At 73.1% G+C, this 18893-nt stretch carries 15 protein-coding genes; 7 read left to right on the plus strand and 8 right to left on the minus strand.

The annotated features are described in order from the left end of the window. Positions 1-6 precede the first annotated feature (6 nt). The 3 genes from ACFQSB_RS31620 to ACFQSB_RS31630 form a co-directional block, all read right to left on the minus strand. On the minus strand, positions 7-828 hold the full coding sequence (locus ACFQSB_RS31620) for a cytochrome c oxidase assembly protein (RefSeq protein WP_380830514.1): 822 nt from the start codon (positions 826-828) through the stop codon (positions 7-9). Positions 829-880: 52 nt separating this feature from the next. Continuing rightward, positions 881-1435, minus strand: coding sequence for a DUF2243 domain-containing protein (locus ACFQSB_RS31625; protein WP_380830515.1), 555 nt, complete (start codon positions 1433-1435; stop codon positions 881-883). A 136-nt stretch (positions 1436-1571) separates the two neighbouring features. Beyond that, the gene (locus ACFQSB_RS31630; protein WP_380830516.1) at positions 1572-3614 is read right to left on the minus strand and encodes an ABC1 kinase family protein; all 2043 of its coding nucleotides are present in this window, start codon (positions 3612-3614) and stop codon (positions 1572-1574) included. A 234-nt stretch (positions 3615-3848) separates the two neighbouring features. Here ACFQSB_RS31630 and ACFQSB_RS31635 point away from each other — a divergent pair, with 234 nt between their 5' ends. Then, positions 3849-4916: a zinc-dependent alcohol dehydrogenase family protein gene (locus ACFQSB_RS31635; protein ID WP_380830517.1), complete on the plus strand. Its 1068-nt coding sequence runs from the start codon at positions 3849-3851 to the stop codon at positions 4914-4916. A gap of 442 nt (positions 4917-5358) precedes the next feature. Next, the gene (locus ACFQSB_RS31640) at positions 5359-5931 is read left to right on the plus strand and encodes an STAS domain-containing protein (RefSeq protein ID WP_380830518.1); all 573 of its coding nucleotides are present in this window, start codon (positions 5359-5361) and stop codon (positions 5929-5931) included. 668 nt (positions 5932-6599) lie between these two features. On the opposite strand, the gene ACFQSB_RS31645 is transcribed toward ACFQSB_RS31640, so the two are convergent. Then, positions 6600-7010 (minus strand): hypothetical protein, encoded by a 411-nt coding sequence (locus ACFQSB_RS31645; protein ID WP_354834162.1) that lies wholly within the window; start codon positions 7008-7010, stop codon positions 6600-6602. A gap of 252 nt (positions 7011-7262) precedes the next feature. Continuing rightward, positions 7263-9536, minus strand: coding sequence for an ATP-binding protein (locus tag ACFQSB_RS31650; protein WP_380830519.1), 2274 nt, complete (start codon positions 9534-9536; stop codon positions 7263-7265). 240 nt (positions 9537-9776) lie between these two features. On the opposite strand from ACFQSB_RS31650, the gene ACFQSB_RS31655 reads away from it, so the two are divergent. After that, positions 9777-10205, plus strand: a complete 429-nt coding sequence (locus ACFQSB_RS31655) for a hypothetical protein (RefSeq protein WP_380830520.1) — start codon at positions 9777-9779, stop codon at positions 10203-10205. Here ACFQSB_RS31655 and ACFQSB_RS31660 read toward each other — a convergent pair. Further along, positions 10178-13297, minus strand: a complete 3120-nt coding sequence (locus ACFQSB_RS31660) for an AfsR/SARP family transcriptional regulator (protein WP_380830521.1) — start codon at positions 13295-13297, stop codon at positions 10178-10180. The two genes, ACFQSB_RS31655 and ACFQSB_RS31660, sit on opposite strands and share 28 nt — an antisense overlap. 381 nt (positions 13298-13678) lie before the next feature. Between ACFQSB_RS31660 and ACFQSB_RS31665 the strand changes: the two genes are divergently transcribed. From ACFQSB_RS31665 to ACFQSB_RS31675, 3 genes are all read left to right on the plus strand, one after another. Next, positions 13679-13855 carry a hypothetical protein gene (locus tag ACFQSB_RS31665; RefSeq protein ID WP_380830522.1) on the plus strand — a complete coding sequence of 59 codons (177 nt, stop codon included), beginning with the start codon at positions 13679-13681 and terminating at the stop codon, positions 13853-13855. Between the two features lie 292 nt (positions 13856-14147). Next, entirely contained in the window at positions 14148-15296 is a 1149-nt protein-coding gene (locus ACFQSB_RS31670) for a hypothetical protein (protein ID WP_380830523.1), read from the plus strand. An 11-nt stretch (positions 15297-15307) separates the two neighbouring features. Beyond that, positions 15308-15760, plus strand: coding sequence for a hypothetical protein (locus ACFQSB_RS31675; RefSeq protein ID WP_380830524.1), 453 nt, complete (start codon positions 15308-15310; stop codon positions 15758-15760). Here ACFQSB_RS31675 and ACFQSB_RS31680 read toward each other — a convergent pair. Together ACFQSB_RS31680 and ACFQSB_RS31685 are read right to left on the minus strand one after the other, a co-directional pair. After that, positions 15684-17891, minus strand: coding sequence for an ATP-binding protein (locus ACFQSB_RS31680; protein ID WP_380830525.1), 2208 nt, complete (start codon positions 17889-17891; stop codon positions 15684-15686). The two genes, ACFQSB_RS31675 and ACFQSB_RS31680, sit on opposite strands and share 77 nt — an antisense overlap. Positions 17892-18007: 116 nt before the next feature. Next, positions 18008-18181: a hypothetical protein gene (locus ACFQSB_RS31685; protein WP_380830526.1), complete on the minus strand. Its 174-nt coding sequence runs from the start codon at positions 18179-18181 to the stop codon at positions 18008-18010. Between the two features lie 29 nt (positions 18182-18210). Between ACFQSB_RS31685 and ACFQSB_RS31690 the strand changes: the two genes are divergently transcribed. After that, on the plus strand, positions 18211-18849 hold the full coding sequence (locus ACFQSB_RS31690) for a C40 family peptidase (protein ID WP_380830527.1): 639 nt from the start codon (positions 18211-18213) through the stop codon (positions 18847-18849). The last annotated feature ends 44 nt before the right edge of the window (positions 18850-18893 follow it).

Genomic DNA, 18893 nt, shown 5'->3' on the forward strand with positions numbered 1-18893 from the left:
GTGGCCTCAGTGGGCGGCCGGGGCGTAGGCGGGAGCCGCGCGGGAGCGGCGGGATGGGCGCCAGGTGGTCAGCATCGCCAGGGCGAGCAGCAGTTCGGCGATGTCGCCGCCGTAGTACATGATCTCGGCCGCGCCCTGCCGCTCGGCGGCGGGCGCGTCCAGACCGGGCAGCAGCCCGGCGTACATGAGCTGCGAGAGCGCGGCGTGCGCGGCGATCGCAACGCCGAGGACGACCAGCCTTCGCGGCACCGGCGGACGGCGCGGAGCCGGGTCCGGCCCGGCGATCACCCAGGCGAACAGGCAGCCGGCCGCCACCACGTGCGCGTGCACCAGCACGTGCAGCGCGGGGCTGCCGCTCGCCGCCCGGTACAGCGGGGTGGCGTACAGGGTGGCCAGGCCGCCCAGGTTGATCGCCGCCGCCGTCCACGGGCCGGCCACCGCGTGCAGGTACCGGCTCCTCAGCACGGCGGCCACCGCCCGCCGGCCGCGGGGCCCCGCCGAGCGCAGGACGAGCGTCACCGGGGCGCCGAGGACCAGCCCGAGCGGCGCCAGCATGCCGGCGAGAAGGTGCTGGATCATGTGACCGCGCAGGTCGTGCGCGGCGAGCGTGGCCACCGGCGGCAGAAACGCGACGGCCTGCAGGACGGTCCCGGCGAGGAAGGCGGCCGTCCGGCGATGGCTCCAGCCCCGGGCCTCCCGGCGCCGCCGCGCGGCGGCCAGGGCGTAGCACCCGGCCGCCAGGACGGCCACCATCACCGGCAGCAGCGCCACCACACCCCCGTGCGCCCCGGCGCCGTGACCGTGCATGTCGTGCGGGGACACCCTCACGCCCCCGCGTCCGGGCCCGCCGGCCCACGGCGGATCCGGAGCCGGACGAGGCTCATGCCCTCTCCCCCTGGCCGGCCGGTTCCCGGCACAGGTCCACCGTGGTCGCGCCGCGGGCGAGAAGCCACCCCCCAGCCATCAGGACGGCGCCGAGGGCGAGGAACCACAGGTCCCACCAGGTCTGGTACGGGCCGGCGCGCACGTGGTGGATGCCGAGGACGTGGTGGTCGACGATGCCCTCGACCAGGTTGAACAGTCCCCACCCGACCAGTCCCCAGCCCCACAGCTCGCGCGACCTCCACACCCTGCCGCGCGAGCGGGTGACCCGCGAGTACAGCAACCCGAGGCCCGCGAGCACGGCGACCCAGGTGAACACGTGGAACAGTCCGTCCCACAGCGTGTTCATCCGCAGTCCGGGGACGGTCTGCGGCGAGTAGTACCGGATCCCGATGTTGTCGGTGTCGGTGCTGCTGAGCATGTGGTGCCACTGGAGGACCTGGTGCAGCAGGATGCCGTCGACGAAGCCGCCCAGGCCCACGCCCAGCACCACGCCCGGCAGGGTGAGGCGCCGCCTGCCGCCGGCCGCGCGGGCCGGCCCGCTCGTCGTCATGGCTCCCCTGTCCGTCGGCCGCCGGAGACCTCAGGGGCCGGCCTCGCCGGACCCTCCACCGGGCTCCCTGCCCCGAGGCGGTCCGGGTAAGCCGGACTTGATCATGTGCTTGCCCGGGCGCATCCCCCGGCGCCGGTCACAGGTCGCGGCGGAAGATGACGACCAGCACGCGCAGCGCCAGGATCGAGGCGACCACCAGCAGGTTGTAGGCGAACAACTGGTAGAGGCCCACCTGGGCGGTCACCTTGGGCCCGCCGTCGACGCCGAGCAGGAGCACCGCCATGATCCCGGCGGTGGCGGCCAGCACGGTCAGCAGCACCTGGTGCAGCATGCCCGTGACGTGCGTGCGGTCGCGTTCGTCGGCGAAGAGCCGCACGTTCACCGACAGGCGGCCGTTCTCCGCCGCGCCGGCGATGCGCTCGAGGCGGCGCGGCAGGCGGCGCAGCATGGGCAGCAGGGCGGTGGCCTCGTCGGTGACGGCCCGGCGGATGGTCGCCGGGTCGCGCGACTCGGCGAAGTGGCGGGCGCCGAACGCGCGCGCCTCGGCCACCAGGTCGAAGCCGGGCGCGAGCGCGGTGAGCGTCCCCTCGACGGTGGCGAGGGTACGGAACACCGCCGCCACCTCGGGCGGGACGGACAGGCCGTGCCCGGAGACGATGCCGAACAGGTCGGTGAACATCCGGGCGCCGGCCGTGGCGCCCGCGCCGTTCATGTGGCGGGCCATGAACCGGCCGAGCTCGCGCTCCAGCCGGGCCTCGTCGATCTCGTCGGGCCGCGGCACGACCTCCAGCAGCGCGTCGGCCACCCCGAGCGGGTCGCCGCGGTCCATCGCCAGCAGCAGTCGCTGGAGCGAGGCGCGCAGCGAGCCGTCCAGCCGCCCCACCGAGCCGAAGTCCAGCAGGCCGAGGCGCCCGTCGGCGAGCAGCAGGATGTTGCCGGGGTGCGGATCGGCGTGGAAGACCCCGTCCACCATGATCTGCCGCAGCAGGGTCCCGAGCAGCGTGCGCGCCAGCGCGCCCGCGTCCGGCGCCGTGCCGGTGGCCGCACCGTCGTGCCCCGCGCCACCTGCGGCCTCCGCGCCCGCCGTCCCCCAGGCGTCAGCGTCAGCGGCGTCGCCGGGCCGCGACGCCGGGGCGGCGGTGTCGAGCGGCGTGCCGTCCAGGCGCTCCATCACCAGGACCCGCCGGCCGGACAGCGGCAGGTGCGGGGCCGGGACGTGCACCTCCGCGTCGCGGGAGGTCGCGGCGACGGCGGCCATGTTGGCGGCCTCCACGCGGAAGTCCAGCTCCTCGCGCAGCGCTTCGGCGAACCCCCGCGCGAGGTCGCGGACGCCGATCGCGCGCCCCCACCGCGTGCGCGCGGAAAGGGTGAGGGCCAGCCGCGCGACGATGTCCAGGTCGCGTTCGACCACCTCGGTGATGCCGGGGCGCCGCACCTTCACCACCACCCTGTCACCCGAGCGCAGCCGCGCCGCGTACACCTGGGCGATGGACGCCGAGGCGAGGGGCCGCCGTTCGAACTCGGCGAACACCTCCTCCACCGGGCCGGGCAGCTCCTCGGCCAGCACGCGCTCGACCTGCTCCCACGGCGCGGGCGCCGCCCGGTCGCGCAGCAGCGCCAGCTCGTCGATGAACTCGGCGGGCAGCAGGTCGGGGCGGGTGGACATGATCTGGCCGAGCTTGACGAACGTGACGCCGGCCTCGTCCAGAGCCAGGCGCAGGGACCGCGCCACCCGCGCCCGCCCTCCGGCCCCGTCGTCGGGGCGGCGTCCGCGCAGGTACGGACCGAGCCCGTGGCGGGCCAGGATACGGACGATGGCGAAGTACCGGCGCGATCTGGCGGCCCTGCCGCGCAGCGACCGCGCCAGCTCGACCGGACCGGGCAGCGACCCCGCGGGCACGAGAGCCTCGGCCACCGCGAGGAAGACCATCGCCGCGAGCAGCGCGCACGCCACGGCCAGAATCAGGAACCACAGCGGGGTGAGGCTGGAGTCCTGCGGGGAGACCGACCCCGCCAGCGCCTGCATGATCGGGCCGGCCAGCAGGAACGCCAGCGCGCCGGCGAGCAGGCCGCGGACCACTCCGAACCGCAGGTTCAGCAGCCGCCGCGCCGCCACGGCGAACGCGCCGATCATCACCAGCACGGTGACGGCGATGACGATCGTGATCCCCACGTCCACAGGCGGCCTCCGCGCGGTCTGTCCACCGGCCCGTGGCGACGCCCACGACGGCCGGGCCGACACTATCGCGGGCTTAGGCGGCATTTCCTCGGATATACGCGGAAGATCCACCCGACTGGCAGAAGGTCCCGGCCGGGCCGGCAGGGCAGAATCGGTCATGCCCGGGATGTCGGCCGTGGGGTGTCCCGACCGGATTTCGGAGTCGCCCGGGCGGTGAGCGAAGGAGGCCGGCCGGTGCGCGCGGTGCAGTATGACGGGTTCGGCGAGCGGCCCGAGGTGCGGGAGGTGGCCGATCCGGCGCCGGGGCCCGCGGGGGCGGTGATCCGGGTCGAGGCGACCGGACTGTGCCGGAGCGACTGGCACGGATGGATGGGCCACGACCCCGATATCCAGAAATTTCCGCATGTGCCGGGGCACGAGTTGGCCGGGGTGGTCGAGGCGGTCGGCCACGACGTACGAGCGTGGCGTCCCGGCGACCGGGTCACCACCCCGTTCGTCTGCGCGTGCGGGCGCTGCACCGCCTGCGCGGCCGGAGACCACCAGGTCTGCGAGAACCAGACGCAGCCCGGGTTCACCCACTGGGGGTCCTTCGCCGGCTACGTCGCCATCGGCGACGCCGACGTCAACCTCGTCCGCCTGCCCGACTCCATGTCCTATCCGACCGCCGCGAGCCTCGGCTGCCGCTTCGCCACCGCCTTCCGCGCCGTCGTCGCGCAGGGGCGGGCCGCGCCGGGCGAGTCGGTGGCGGTGTACGGCTGCGGGGGCGTCGGGCTGTCGGCCGTGATGATCGCCGCCGCGGCCGGGGCCCGCGTGGTCGCCGTCGACGTCTCTCCCGCCGCCCTGGAACTGGCCACCCGCTTCGGCGCCGCGCACACCGTCCTCGTCCCGCCCACGCCCGCCGAGGGGCAGGACGGGTCCGCCCAGGTACGCGAGATCACCGGTGGCGGCGCGCACCTGACGATCGACGCCCTGGGCAGCTCCGCGACCCTCGCCGCGGCCGTGGAGAGCCTGCGGCGCCGGGGACGGCACGTCCAGGTCGGCCTGCTCCCGCGGGCCGCCGGGCACCCGGCCGTCCCGATGGACCGCGTGATCGGGCTTGAGTTGTCGATCCTCGGCAGCCACGGCATGGCCGCGCACGCCTACCCGCCCATGCTGGCGATGATCGCCGACGGCCGGCTCAGCCCCGACGCGCTCGTCACCCGCACGATCACCCTGGAGGAGACCCCCGAGGCCCTGGCCACCATGGCCACCATGGCCACCGGCCCGGCCGGAATCACCATGATCGTCCCTGCCCACCCATGACCCCGGCACGGCCGTCCCCGCCCGCACATGATCCCAGCACGGCCATCCCTGCCGCAGACGCCCCCAGCACGGCCGTCCCTGGCCGTGCATGACCCCGGCACGGCGGTCCCGGCGATCCCCGGACACCGGTGACCACCACTGGGACGACAGCGCCCTCGCGCGGCGCGGGGGGCCGCGCGGGCGTGCGGGCGGGGGGCGGGCGGGGGCGGGCGGAATCGGCGGCGCTCTTTTTCCCGTCTTCGGCCTCGCGGATCGAGGACGCGCAGCCCCTGCTCCACCCCACGTGTAGGCCGAACCGGGCCTCTGGGCGTCCACATCCGTGCGGTCGCGTGGCGGTGGCGGTCGTCCGAACCTGGTAGGAAGGTATCCACGCCTGCCCTGAAACCTGCAGGCCGAGGGAGTGATCATGCAGTTTGGTGCCGATCCGCAAGCAGGATTGGTCGTGTTCTCCAGGGTTGGCAACAGCGCGATCGTCGTCGAGGCGCAAGGTGAGCTCGACTACCGTTCCGCGGTCATCCTGCGCGACGAACTCGGCCGTGCCTGGAGCATGCCTGGAGTGACGGCCGTCATCCTCGATGTCGCCGCGGTCACGTTCTGTGACTCGGTGGGGTTGAGCGAGCTCATCGCCGCCCTGCACCACAGCCAGGCGGCCGGGCAGGGCTTCATGCTCAGCGGTGTCCAGGGCACTCTGCTCCGGGTGCTGACCATCACCGGGCTGCGCGCGGCGTTCGACACCTACGAGAGCGTTGACGACGCCATGCTCCGCGTCTCCCCCTCTGGGGCCGGAGCGATGGAGCCTCTTGATCCCCTCGGCCTGGCGGGCGCCACCGGCCCGCACCTCGGCGGCGCGGTCCCCATGGACGCCATCGGCCCAGGTCAGGCGGACGACGTCCTCACGAGCGTGAGCGGGGCAGGTCAGGGGGACGACGCGTCCACGGTCGCGGGCGTGCTTCAGCAGGCCGACGACCTGCCGCCTCCCGACTCGGCCTCCCCCATCCCCCCTCCCCCAACCTGACCAGCCCCACCCGGCCTCCAGCGACGCACGCCAAGCCGCAGGGCGCACCCCGTGTCCAGACAGAACCCGAAGGACACCCCCCAGCCCGAGCGCATCGCCCTTCAGCCCTGGGTGGACCTTCCCCCGGACGGCACGCCGTCAGCCTGGAAAAACCCACCTTCCCCAGCCACGAGCGTCACACCCCCGCCAGGAAAACCCTCCCCCGCAGGGCACGCCGTCGACCGGAGGAGCCCCACCTTCTCCGGCCGGGTCCGTCACACGCCCCGCCGGGAAAGACCTCCCCCCGCAGGGCACGCCGTCAGCCGGAAGAGCCCACTTCGGCCGGCCGGGTGCGTCGCTCTTCCCGCTTGGGTGGACTTTCCTTCGGCGCCGGGGCGGCGGGATGGTGGACGGTGGATCCGGCGCCGCCGTACGGCGGGCGACCGGTACACCTCCACAGTCGCCCTCGAGCGGAAAACCCACCTTCTCCAGCCAGGAGCATCGCACTCCCCGCCAGAAAAGACCCTCCGCGAGGCACGCCGTCGACCGGAGGGGCCCACCTTCTCCGGGCGGATGCGTCACTCTTCCCGCGTGGATGGATTTTTCCCCCGGCGCCGAGGCGGCGGGATGGTGGACGGTGGATCCGGCGCCGTCGTACGGCGGGCGACCGGTGCGCCTTCGCGGTCGTCCTAGAGGCGCACCTCGTACTCGGGGGAGCGGCGCCGGCCGGGCTGGCCGGCGGTGACGGTGGGCTCGATCTTGCGGATGTAGCCGGCCGCCTCCAGCAGGTCCAGCGCGGGCACCATGGCCGCGACGCGCTTGAACCGGCGGGCGAGGCGGCGGAAGATGTCGCGCCGCCGGAACCGCTGGGCGCCGGTCCTGCGGATGCATTCGAGCACCGCGCGCGCGTCGTCCGGCAGGGCGTCATCGGATCGGGCGGGCGGGGTGACCGAGATGATCTGCATCCGGGAGGCGCTCTCGTTGCGGATGCGCGAGATCTCCAGGATCAGATCGTCCAGGTCCACCAGCATCCGGGTGGCGGCGCGGAAGCGCTCGAAGTCATCCTGGATCAGCAGCAGCCGCTCGGCTTCGTCACGCATGGCTGAATAATGTCATTTGTGGCATTAATGTCAACACATTCGCGAAGCCCTACTTAACCGGATTTTCGCGGCCCTCCTCAAGGTTGTCCAGCATGCGGCGAAGCACGCCCGTAAGCTGCCGCGACTTCTTTTCGGAGAACCCGTCCAGCAGCCGCGTGACCGCCTGCCCGAAGATCGGGAGCGAGCCGCGGCGCGAGCGCCCTTCCCGAGGCGGTCACCTCGATCACGATCAAGAAACGGTTCCGGACGCGGTCAGGTGCGGGTGCCGGTGGAGGCGTCGGCGAGCGCGTAGGCCAGGGCGCTGTCCAGGTCCAGCTCGCGGCCATGGGCGAACGCCGTGTCGAAGCCGCGGTCGCCGAGAACGGCCCTGGCCCGCGACTCCGCCTGCTCACGCAGGCCGTCGGCGCGCGGCAGGCACAGCCGCAGCCCGTAGCTGCGCTCGACCAGTTCGCCGCTGCCGAGCAGCCGCGCCGCGCGGTCCATGTCGCCGAGGCCGGCGGCCGTGCGGGCCAGGCTCGCCAGCACCATCGCCATGCCGTGACTGTCGTGGACCAGCCATTTGTGGCGCAGCGACGCGCGCGCGTACCGGTCGGCCGCCGCGTAGTCACCGCGTTCGGCCTCGATGAGACCGCGGACCCACTCCCCCGACGAGCGCACCCAGATGTCGCCCCGGGAATCGCACAAGGACGCCTGCAGGCGCAGGCAGCCGAGGGCCCGGTCCAGCCTGCCGAGCCGCATGAGCGCGTACGCCTGCCCGGTGAGCGCCATCGCCAGGCCGGCCCCGCGGTCGCCGCCCTGCTCGTGGGTCCCACGCGCCCGCTCGTACATCGACAGTGCCTCTGTGACGTACCCCCAGCGCAGGCCGGTGTTGGCGCAGCAGAGGATGCCCCAGCCCGCCGCGGCCAGGTCGTCGTGGGAGAACGCCTGCGCCATGCACTCGGTGGCCAGGTCATTGGCCTCGTCCAGGTCGCCCTGCAGGTCGGCGAGCCACGCGCACGCCCACAGCGCGCGCGACAGCGCCCGCCCCGAGGGCTGGACCAGCTCCAGCGCCCGCCGCAGGTGGCCACGGCCCTCCTCGACCAAGCCGCAGGCCAGCCACAGGTAGGTCAGCCGTCCCGCGAGGTCGAGGCCGGCGGTGTGCTCGGCGGGCTCGGCCAGGCAGAAGCCGAGCGCCTCCCGCAGGTTGGGCAGCTCGCGGCGCATCCGGGTGTACCAGGACACCTGCTCGGCGCCGAACCACTCGGCGTCGAACCGCCGGGCCAGGTCGAGGTAGTGGTCGCGGTGGCGGCGCCGGACCCCGGCCGTCTGCCCCAGCTCGCGCAGCCACACGGCGCCGTACTCGCGGATGGTGTCGAGCATGCGGAAGCGGACGGCCGCGCCGGCGTCGACGCGCGACACCACCGACGCGTCCACCAGGGCGAGCAGCACGTCCTCGACGTGCTCGCGGCCCAGGCCGGCGCCGACCTCGTCCTCGGCGTCCGCGCACACCTCCTGCGCGGCCGCGAGGTCGAAGTCGGCCGGGAACACCGACAGCCGGGCCCACAGCAGGCGCTCCAGCGGCTCGCACAGTTCGTGGCTCCAGCCGATCGCCGTGCGCAGCGTCCGGTGACGCGTCGGGCCGGGACGGCGGGTGTCCGACAGCAGGGCGAAACGGTCGCCCGCACCGGCCGCGACCTGCTCGAACGACAGTGACCGCAGCCGCACGGCGGCCAGCTCGATCGCCAGCGGGATGCCGTCCAGCCGCCGGCACAGCCGCGCCACCTCCGGGGTGGCCGCGAACCCGGGCACCAGCGAGGCGGCCCGGTCGGTGAACAACGCCACCGCCCCCCTCTGCCCGCCCCCGGACGACGCCGCGCCCCCGCTCGACCCGTTCCCGGACGACGCCGCGGCCCCACTCGGGTCGCCCTCGCCGTCCGCGTCCGTGGCCACGGCGTCCGCGCCATCGGACGAACCGCCGCCCCGCCCCGCGTCCCCGTCCTGACCGGACCCGCCGTCCCGCACGCCGCCGGCCCCGGTCGGGCCGGACGGCGCCGTGTCTTCGCCGTCCTCGCCCGGGCCGGGGGGCTCGCCCTCCACCGGCAGCGGTTCGACCTCGAAACGGGCCTCGCCGAGGACGCCGAGCACGCGCCGGCTGGTGGCAAGGACCCGGACTCCGGGCGCGGCGGCCAGAATCGCGCGCACGGTCGCGGCGCAGGCGTCCGTCAGGTGCTCGCAGGTGTCCAGGACGAGCAGCGTGCGCCGCCCCGCCAGGAACTCGCCGAGAACGGCGACCGCCGTGTCGCCGGGCCGGGCGCCCACGCGCAGCGCCGCGCGGATGGCGTCGCCGACCATCTCGGGGGCCCGCAGCGAGGACAGCTCCACGAACCACGCGCCGCCGGGGAAGCGGCCCGCCACCTCGCGCGCGACCCGCGTCGCCAGCCGCGTCTTGCCGACCCCGCCCACGCCTGTGAGCGTGACCAGCCGCGACTCCCCCAGCATGCGCGCGATCGCGGCCACCTCACGGCGCCGCCCCACGAAAGTGGTCATCTCGACCGGTACGTTGCTCCCGTATGCCCCGGCGGGCACATCCATGGCCAGCCCCACGTCGCCTCGGCTCCAGATGCCCCGCAATCGTAAATCAGTCCGCCCCGAATGCACAGATCGACTTTTTCGGTCCATTGCGTCAGAGGCGAAATACTTCACCCCGCGGCCGTCCCCGTACCCTCGGGTTCAGGTCGTTTCTCCCGCCCCTATACGCGGGCCTATCCGAGAGGTGAGAATCACCGGATGAGGCGTTCGCGGGCTCGGATATTCACCCGCCTGGCAGTGATCGCGACCGGTCTGGTCATGGTGGCGCTCGGGGTGGCGCTTCCCATGGCCGGTCTGGACGACGCCGACAAGTACGCCAGCGTGCTCGGCGCGTTCACCGGGGTCGCCGGGCTCGCCCTGTCGGCCTACGGAGTCGTCCTCGCCCGGCGCGCCCCCGCGGAGGCCCCTGCCCAGGAAGGGACGTCACCGCCCCCGAAGCCGGACTCCGGCGCGGGCCGGGTGCGCAACAGCGTCAGCGGCACGGTGCACGGCCCCGTCCTGCAAGCCGACACCTTCACCGGCCCCGTCACCATCGGCGCCCCGGCGCCCCCGCCCGCCGTTCCCGGCGAGGTGACGGCAGAGCAGCGCGAGGGCCGCGCTCACAAGGCGACGCCACCCAGCGCCTGAAGGCGGATGCCGACGTCCTCGGCCTCCGGCAGGCCGAGTTCCTTCAGCAGGGAGTACGCCTGACGCCAGTTGATCCGCGCGGCTCCCGGCCCGTCGAGGTAGCAGAAGGCGTCGGCCATGCGCTTGTGGATCTGCGCCTCCTGGTAGAGGTCGCCGATCGTCCTGGCGATCACGATGGCCTGGCGGTAGGTGTCCAGGGCCGACACATGACGCCGGGCGGAACCGTGGACGTCGCCGATGCCCACCAGCGCGCGCACCGCCTGGTAGGAGTCGGCGATCTCCTCGGCCAGCCCCTTCGCCTTCTCGAAGTGGACGAGGGATTCCTCCGCGCAGCCCATGAGCAGGTACGTGGTCCCGATGCCGTTGAGAATGTCGGCCTGGTTTCTCCGGTCGCCGGTCTCCTGAAATGTGGCCATGGCCGATCGATAACATTCCAGCGCGGCGACGTGCCGGCCCTTGTATTGATGCACGTCACCGCGGTTGCTGTGCAATATGGCGTGATTCTGCCGCCCGGCGATCTTTTCGAAGATGTCCGACGACTCTTCGTACAGACGCACCGCGTCCCGGTGGTAACCCCGGTGCTTGTGCACATCGCCCATGTTGTTCAGCGTCTTGGCCTCACCGCGCAGATCTCCGATGCAACGGTAGGCCGCCAGGGCACGGGCGAGCAGGTCCAGCGAGTCCCGGTAGCGGCCGAGATGCCAGTACACGATGCCGCTGTGCCCGAGGGCGTCGGCCTCTCCCTTCATGTCTCGCACCGACCGGTAGATGGCCCGCGCCTCCTCGCAGTGGGCCAGCGCCTCCCGGTAATGGGCCGAGGCCCAGTGGACGACGCCGATCTGGTCCAGGCATCGGGCCTCGGCCCGCCGGTCGTCAAGGGAGCGGTACAGACTGAGCGCCTCCTGGGTATGCTGGAGGGCGTCTTCGTGCCGTCCTGTCCTGAAGCGGACGAATCCGAGGTCGCGTGCCGCTTGGGCGATGCCTCTGAGGTCGCCCAGTTCCCGGCAGGCGTGCAGGGCCGTGAGGTGCCCGGCGGCCGCGTCCTCCCAGTGCCCCTCGGTGTCGAGGTAATCGGCCATGACCCGCGTCAGTCGCGCGCAGAGCGCCTTCCATTCGTGCGCGGCGGCGTACTGGGCGAGTTGGAGGACGGTGCTCCACTCGTCGGCGAGCCATCGCCGGACGCCGGCCACGTCCGCCCGCGTGCCACCGTCCCGGACCTCACCGTCGGCTCCGCCGTCGGACAGGCGCAGGGCACGGACCGCGCTCTCGGCCGCCTCCTGGTAGTGCTGGAGAAGGCGGGCGATCGAGCGCCGGCGGTCGCTCTCCGGGTCTTCTCGCCGGGCGAGGTGGTGGGCGTAGGACCGGACCACGTCATGGAAGCGGTGACGGCCGGGCGCCGTCTGCTGGAGCAGGTGATGCCGGGCGAGGGCCTCGATCAGCGGCCCCGCGCCGGCGGCCGTGGTGCCGCAGAGCGCGCCCGCCATCTCGTCGGTGATGTCGCGGCACGGGGACAGGGCGAGACGCCGGAAGGCCTGCTTCTGGTCCTCGGCGAGGTTCCGGTAGGACAGTTCAAAGGCTTGGCCGAGCTCTTCGTGAACCTCGGCGGCGACGTGCCAGGTCGCCGGTCGCCGGTCCGGCCCGCGCAGGGATGGCCCGGACAGAGACGAGCCGGACAGAGGCGGGCTGTACAGGGACGGGCCACCGCTTTCCGGTGGGCCACCGTTCTCCGCGCGGCCGACCGCGACGCCGGAGCTCCCTGCGCCCACGCGTCCCGCGCGCAGGGTGATCGCCAGCGGCAGTCCTCCGGACAGCCGGACCACCTCGCGGACGGCCGCCCGCTCGACGTGGCCGCCGCAGAGCCGCGTGGCCAGTTCGGTGGCCTCCTCCGATGACAGCACGCCAAGAGGAACGCACCTCACTCCATCCGTTCCGTCGAAGCCGGCGCGGCTCGTGATCAGCACCAGGGATGCCGGTGACCCGCCGAGGAGGGGGCGCACCTGATCCGGTCCGGACGCGTCGTCGAGGATCACCACCGCCCGACGGTAGGCCAGCTCGGCCTGCCACATGGCGGAGCGCTCCGCCGAAGAGCGAGGAATGCGGGAGGCCGGGATGCCGAGCATGCGGAGCAACGTGAACAGCGCCGCCGGGGTGTCCAAGGGCGGCTGGACCGGGTCGTGGGCCCGAAGGTCGAGCCGCAGGCTCGCGTCCGGGTACCGGGGGGCCAGCTCGTGCGCGAGATGCACCGCAAGCGCGGACTTGCCGGCCCCCGGCATTCCCTGGATGGCGACCACCAGGCCGCCCGATCGCGCGCGCATGGCGCGCACGGCCTCGATCTCCCGCTGACGCCCGGTGAAGTGCGGCATGTCCGACGGCAGCGTGTCCGGCTGGGGGACGGCCTCTCCGCGGCGGTAGATCGGGGTCACGGCGAGCTCGGCATCACCGCGCAGGATCCGCTGGTGGAGTTCGGACAGGCGCGGCCCTGGCTCGGTGGCGAGGGTGTCGACGAGGTGGCGACGGACGCGCCGGTAGGTCTCCAGAGCCTCGGCGCGCCGGTCACCACGGTAAAGGGCGGTCATGAGCTGGGCGGCGAGGGTCTCGTCCGCTGGCTGGGCGACCAGCAGGTGGCGCAGTTCGCCGACCACCTCCGTGTGGCGTCCCAGCCGCAGTTCCAGATCGAGGCGTTCTCGGCGGGCGGAGGCCCCCTCCCGGGTCAGGACCTCTCTCATGCTCATGGCCCACGCGCCCGGCAACCCCGCCAGCGCCTCTCCCTGCCACAGCACTTCTGCCTGTTTGAACAGGCGGACCGCGTGCCCGGCGTCTCCGCTGCCGGCGACCGCGACCGCTTGGCGGTATAGGGCGCGGAAGCGGTACAGATCGATCGTCTCGGGATCGATCTCCAGGGTGTAGGTGGAGCCGCGGGCCTCGATGCGGATCCGTTCGCCCACCGCGTCACGCAGGCGGCGGCGGGTGCGAGAGACGTAGCTGGCGAGGTTCTCCCTCGCCTTGGCCGGTGGCCGCTCACCCCACACATGGTCGGCGATGACGTCCATGGCCAGGGACCGGCCGGGTACGAGCAGCAGGTTCGCCAGCACGAGCTGCTCCTTCGGCGGACCGAGCGAATGCTCTTTCCCCCGGGCCCGGAGTGTGATCCCCACCCCGGGCCCGAGCATCCGTATATCCACTGCCACCCCTTTTCCCCACATACCCCCATATATCCGGCCAGCAATGGTGAATGGATCTCACGTCTTCTGGCATTCCCCTGAAAGACTTGTACCACCGAGTAAGGCCATGCGCGATAGGTGCTGATATCGGCCCTACAGGGCCAGATGTCCAGACCGGCCCGATACGGGGTCGTGATCTAGATTTGCCGCGAAAGGTCAGACACGCGGGTAAGATCCTCGTGGCAGTTCAGGACGTACCCTGACAAGCATTACGAGGCATCAAAAAAACCACTTGTAAGGAGTGCTGAAACTTTGACCAAACTGGCAGTCGGTATCTTCCTCGCCGCGACAATGCACTTCGGGTACTCGGCCGGCGTCGCCCACGCCTCTTCCGCGACAGGGACGACTCACAACATCACGGCGAAGCCCGCGACGAGCGGCATCGGCATGACCACGTATAACGCCGGAAAGAACATATTCATGATCTAGGGGGCGAAGGCGTGCGCTCGCATGCCCGACACCATCTAGGCGAGCCGCGTGACCCACGCCGGCCGCGGGACGCGCACGCGTCAAGCGACTGCGTCCTCCCTCGGCAAGGGAATCATCCAGTCCGGTGCAAGGTGGACGTCCACCCCCCTCCCGCATGCTCGCCACGCCGGGCTCATCCCGAGCCGGCGGACACATGCGGGAGACGGACATGACATACGGGCCACCGCTCAGGGGTCTCTTCTCTCTGGGCGCGACGAAGGCGGACGTACACGGTGTCGAACGGACGGTGGTCATGGTGGTGCACCACCTCGCCGCGGCCACCCGTCTGAGGGACGTGGCCCCGTTGATCGAGGAGGACCACCGGATCCAGGTCGTCTACACCGTGCCGCCGTCCTCGCGCTTCGCCGCCGGGGCGCACGATTTCCTGCGGACGACCGGCGCGCTGGAGATGCCTTTCGCCCAAGCTCTCGAGACCCGCTTCGACCTCGCCGTCGCGGCCGGTCAGGGCATGCTGGACCGCCTGCGCTCCCCTGTCATGACGCTCTTCCACGGCGCCGGGCCGAACTCCTACGTCACCCGCCGCGACGGCCACGGACCGCTCGCGTCCCGGGCGATCACGGGGCTCGGCTTCCAGGCTCTCACCATGCACGGGCGGGTGGTGCCGTCGGCGATCATGCTCGGCCACGAGGACCAGCGCGCCCTGCTGGCGGGTCAGTGCCCGGAGGCGCTGCCCGCCGCCGTCGTGGCCGGGGACCCCTGCTTCGACCGCATGCTCGCGAGCCGGCATCTTCGCACCGCTTACCGCAACGCGCTCGGCGCGGGGCCCGGCCAGAAGGTTCTGGTGGTGTCCTCCCACTACGGAGCGGGATCGCTGCTCTCGAGGTACCCCGGCCTCCCCGCCCGCCTTTCCAGGGAACTGCCGCCCGGCGAGTACCGCGTGGCGCTCGTCCTCCACCCGGCCGTGTGGACCACCCACGGAGCGCGGCAGGTGACCGCCTGGTTCGCCGACTGCGAGCGCAGGGGGGTCGTGCTGCTGCCGCCCGAGGAGGGCTGGCGCGCCGCGCTGGTCGCGGCGGACGTGATGCTGGCCGACAGGGGGTCCCCCGCCTGCTACGGCGCGGCGCTCGGCGTGCCGGTCCTGCTCACGCCGCACGACTCTGGTGACGTGCTCCCGGGCTCCCAGTTCGCCCGCCTGGCCGGGGTCGCGCCCCGGCTGCGCGTGGACGAACCGCTCGTCCCGCAACTGGAGGCGGCCAGGGCCGGATGGCCGCTCACCCGCGCGCCGGAACTGCGGGCCGCCCTGACCTCCGTGCCAGGCGGTGCGGCCGGCGTCTTGCGCCGGACGATGTACCGGTTGATGCGCCTGCCCGAACCATCGGGCCCGCCCGTGGCCGCCCGGCCGCTGCCCGGCCCCCTGCCACCCGGGCCGCCGGTCCGGTGAACCTCGTCCACGTGCGCATCATCGAGCGGAACGGTCGCGACCGGCCCCCGGCGATCCGGATGGACGAGCACCACAGCGCCACGACCGATGAACCGCGATGGCTTCCCTTCGCCGATGTGATCATCCTGACGCCTGACAGGCCGACCGGCAGGACGCCCGCCGCGCTGCTGGCGACGGCTGCCACGGCGCTGCGGACCGTGCTGGCCGATCACCCGGGATGTCTCGTCGCCGCGCACGACGCCGGTCAGGGCAGGTGTCTCGTCGGCACCCGCGACGGTCAGATCGTCGCCTTCCGCCACCCCTCACCCTGGGCCGTCGCATCGGCCGCCCACGCCTGGACGGTGCACGGAGGGCGTCTGGCCGATCTGCGCGCCGTCCCGGTCACGGTCACCGAGGGGGCTCCGCGGCCAGCGAATCCAAGCGACGGCGAGCCTGTTCGCCTTGAGGTGCGCCGAGTTCTGTGAAGATCTCGACGGCCCGTGCGAGGTGGCCGAGCGCGCCGGGACGGTCCCCGACGCCGGCCAGCGCCTCGGCCAGCGGCAGACGGATGTTCGCCTGCTCGAACCGTGCGCCGATCTCCCCGGCGATGGCGAGGGCCTCGGTGAGCGGACGCACCGCCTCCCGGGGCCGTCCGGCGAGCAGGTGTGTCTGGCCCAGGCCGGTCAGCGTGCGGGCCTGGTTGTAGGGGTCGGCGAGCCGCCGGAACGACTCGTGCGCCCGCTCCAGGTACGCGACCGCGTCGTCATGCCGCCCGAGGTCGCGATACGCCTCGCCAATCCGGCGGGTCATCAGCGCCACCCCTCGCGGGCGGCCGAGCTCCTCGTGGATGGCCAGGGCCCTCCTGAAGCGCTCCATCGCCCGGTCGGGGAGACGCATGCCGAGGTAGGCGACACCGAGGCTGCTCAGCGCCGACGCCTCCCCGATCGGATGGCCGGCGGAGCGTTCCAGCTCCACGGCGCGCAGGCAGTGCTCAGCGGCGCGCGGGAAGTTCTGCAGGTTGAGGTGAGCCGTGGCCGTGGCCAGCAGCATCCGTGATTCGGCGAGCGGGTCGGCGCAGGCCCGTGCGGCGGCCAAGCCCACCTCGTGCGTGTCCACCCACGCGTCGTAGTGCTTCCTGCTGAGGAACAGCCCCCACATCGCCTCGGTGAGCTGCCAGGCGATCTCGTTCAGACCCTCGCCGCGTGCCCGCGCGAGCACGGCGCGCAGGTTGGGCAGTTCGTTCTCCAGCCAGTCCAGCGCGCGTGCCGGCCCCTCGAACGCCGGCGCCGCGGCGCCGGCGGTCTCGTACACCGGTCCAAGGTGCCAGCGACCGGGTACGACGACCAGATCCGCCGCGACAGCGCTTTCCAGGTACCAGGTGGCCACCCGGACGAAGGCGGCCCGGCACTCCTGGGCCGGTTCGACGCCCAGCGCCTTGTCGTGGGCGTGCACGTGCACCAGATCGTGAAACCGGAAACGGTCCTGTTCCTGCGGTTCGACGAGGCCCGCCCCGGCCAGTTCGTCGAGGATCCGGAACGCCCGGCCCTCGTCGATATCCCCGGCCGCCGCGGCGGCGCCCGTCCCGAAGGCGGGGCCGGGATGCAGGCCGAGCATGCGGTACAGCCGCGCCTGGTCGGACTCCAGCGCCTCATAGGAGACGTCGAAGGCGGCCTGGGGTGACAGGTCGCGGTCGGCGCCGAGCGCGGAGAGCCGATGGCGGGCGTCGGCGAGTTCGCGCACGACCCGCTCGATGGTCCACAGTGGGCGCAGAGCGAGCCGGGCGGCGCAGGCGCAGACGGCGATCGGCAGCCGGCCGCACAAAGTGACCAGGTCGAGGGCGGCGACGGGCTCGGCTCCGGTGCGCTCCGGGCCGAGCATCCGGGTGAGCAGGCCGAGGGCCTCCTGTTCGCTGAGCGGGCTGAGCTCGACGAACCGCGCGCCTTCGACCACGAGCCCGGACAGCCGGTGCCGGGTGGTCACCACGACCAGGCTCTCCGCCGAGGCGGGGAGGATCGCGCGCACCTGAGCCGCGGAAAGCGCGTCGTCCAGCATGACCAGCAGTCGCCGTCCCGCGGTGACCGACCGGTAAAGGGCGACGCGTTCGTCCAGGGCGGGCGGAAGATGCGGCGCGGCGACGTCGAGCGCGCGCAGGAACCGTTCGAGGACCTCACCAGGGTGCGCGGCCGCCCCCGGGACGGGTCCGCGCAGCTCCGCGTAGAGCTGACCGTCCGCGAACCGGTCGCGCACCCGCTGCGACCACGCCAGCGCCAGCGCGCTCTTGCCCACCCCGCCCACTCCGTGGATCACCAGGACGTTCGGCGCCGCCGCCCCCGCTGGACGCGTCCTCGCCTGGCCGGACGCCTCGGCGGGGAACCGTTCGGCGAGGTACCGGTCGAGACGGGCCAGTTCGTCGTCCCTGCCGTCGAACACGGCCGGCGGCGGTGCCAGCTGGGCGGGAGGCGGCGGGCGCTCCCGCGTCTCCACGGTGATGCGCACATCGCCGTGGATCGCGCCCGCCTGCACCACGGGGCCGGAGACGATGCCGCTCACCTCGTTGGTCACCCCGGCGGCCGGCGAGTCCGGGGAATCCTCGCGCCGCTCGTCGGCCGCACTCACCGGCTCGCCTCCTGAGCGCGATTCGGATTACGGACCTCAAGCACGGTAACCCGAGCCCCATCCCCGGACAACCTGCCCACGGCTCCCGGCGGACGCGGTCGCCCGCCGGGAGCCGGTCAGGAGGTGCGGCCGGACTCGGCGGCGGACGCCTCGGCGAGGCGGGTGCGGAGGCGGTCGCGGATCTCTTCGGGGGTGTAGGCGCGGCGGCGGCGCTCGGCGCGGACGATGACGGCTCCGGAGGCGGCGACGCCCGCGAAGGCGGCCAGGCCCAGTATCTTCCACCAACGCATGTCCTCAGGCTACTGGGAAGAGGAGTGGAATGTCCGGCGTGAGCATCGGCCTCGACGAGGCGCTCGACCTGACCCGCACCGGCGACGTCTGGCTGTTCCGCGGCCGGTCGGCGCCTGACCGGGCCATCCAGGTGACGACCAACAGCCCGGTGAACCACGTCGGCATGTCCGTGGTCATCGAAGATCTGCCGCCGCTGATGTGGCACGCCGAGCTCGGGCGGTCGCTGCCCGACCTGTGGTCGGGCACGAACCAGCGCGGCGTCCAGCTCCACGACCTGCGCGACGCCGTCACGGTGTGGGCGACGAGGTACGGGCAGCGCGCGTGGCTGCGCCAGCTCGACCGCCCGGTCACGCGGGACATGGAGGACGCCCTGCTGCGCACCATCGCGCGCCTGGACGGCACGCCGTTCCCTTCGACCGCGCGGCTGGCGGGCCGCTGGCTGCGCGGGCGGCTGCCGGCCGTCCGTCGCGTCCGGGAGGCGGCGCTGGAGACCGCCTACTGCGCGGAGGTGGTCGCGGCGACGTACCAGGACATGGGTCTGCTCCCGGCTGGTCGCCGCCTCAACTGGTACGACCCAGGACGTTTCTGGAGCGGCGACGATCTCGAGCTGGCCTCCGGCGCCCGGCTGGGCGGCGAGATCCCGGTCCGCGTCCCGCCCGCCGCCTGACCAGGACGGCCTGGGAGCGCCACCTCGGGACACCCCCTGTCATC

The organism is Sphaerisporangium rhizosphaerae, assembly GCF_042665155.1.
Lineage (GTDB): Bacteria > Actinomycetota > Actinomycetes > Streptosporangiales > Streptosporangiaceae > Sphaerisporangium > Sphaerisporangium rhizosphaerae.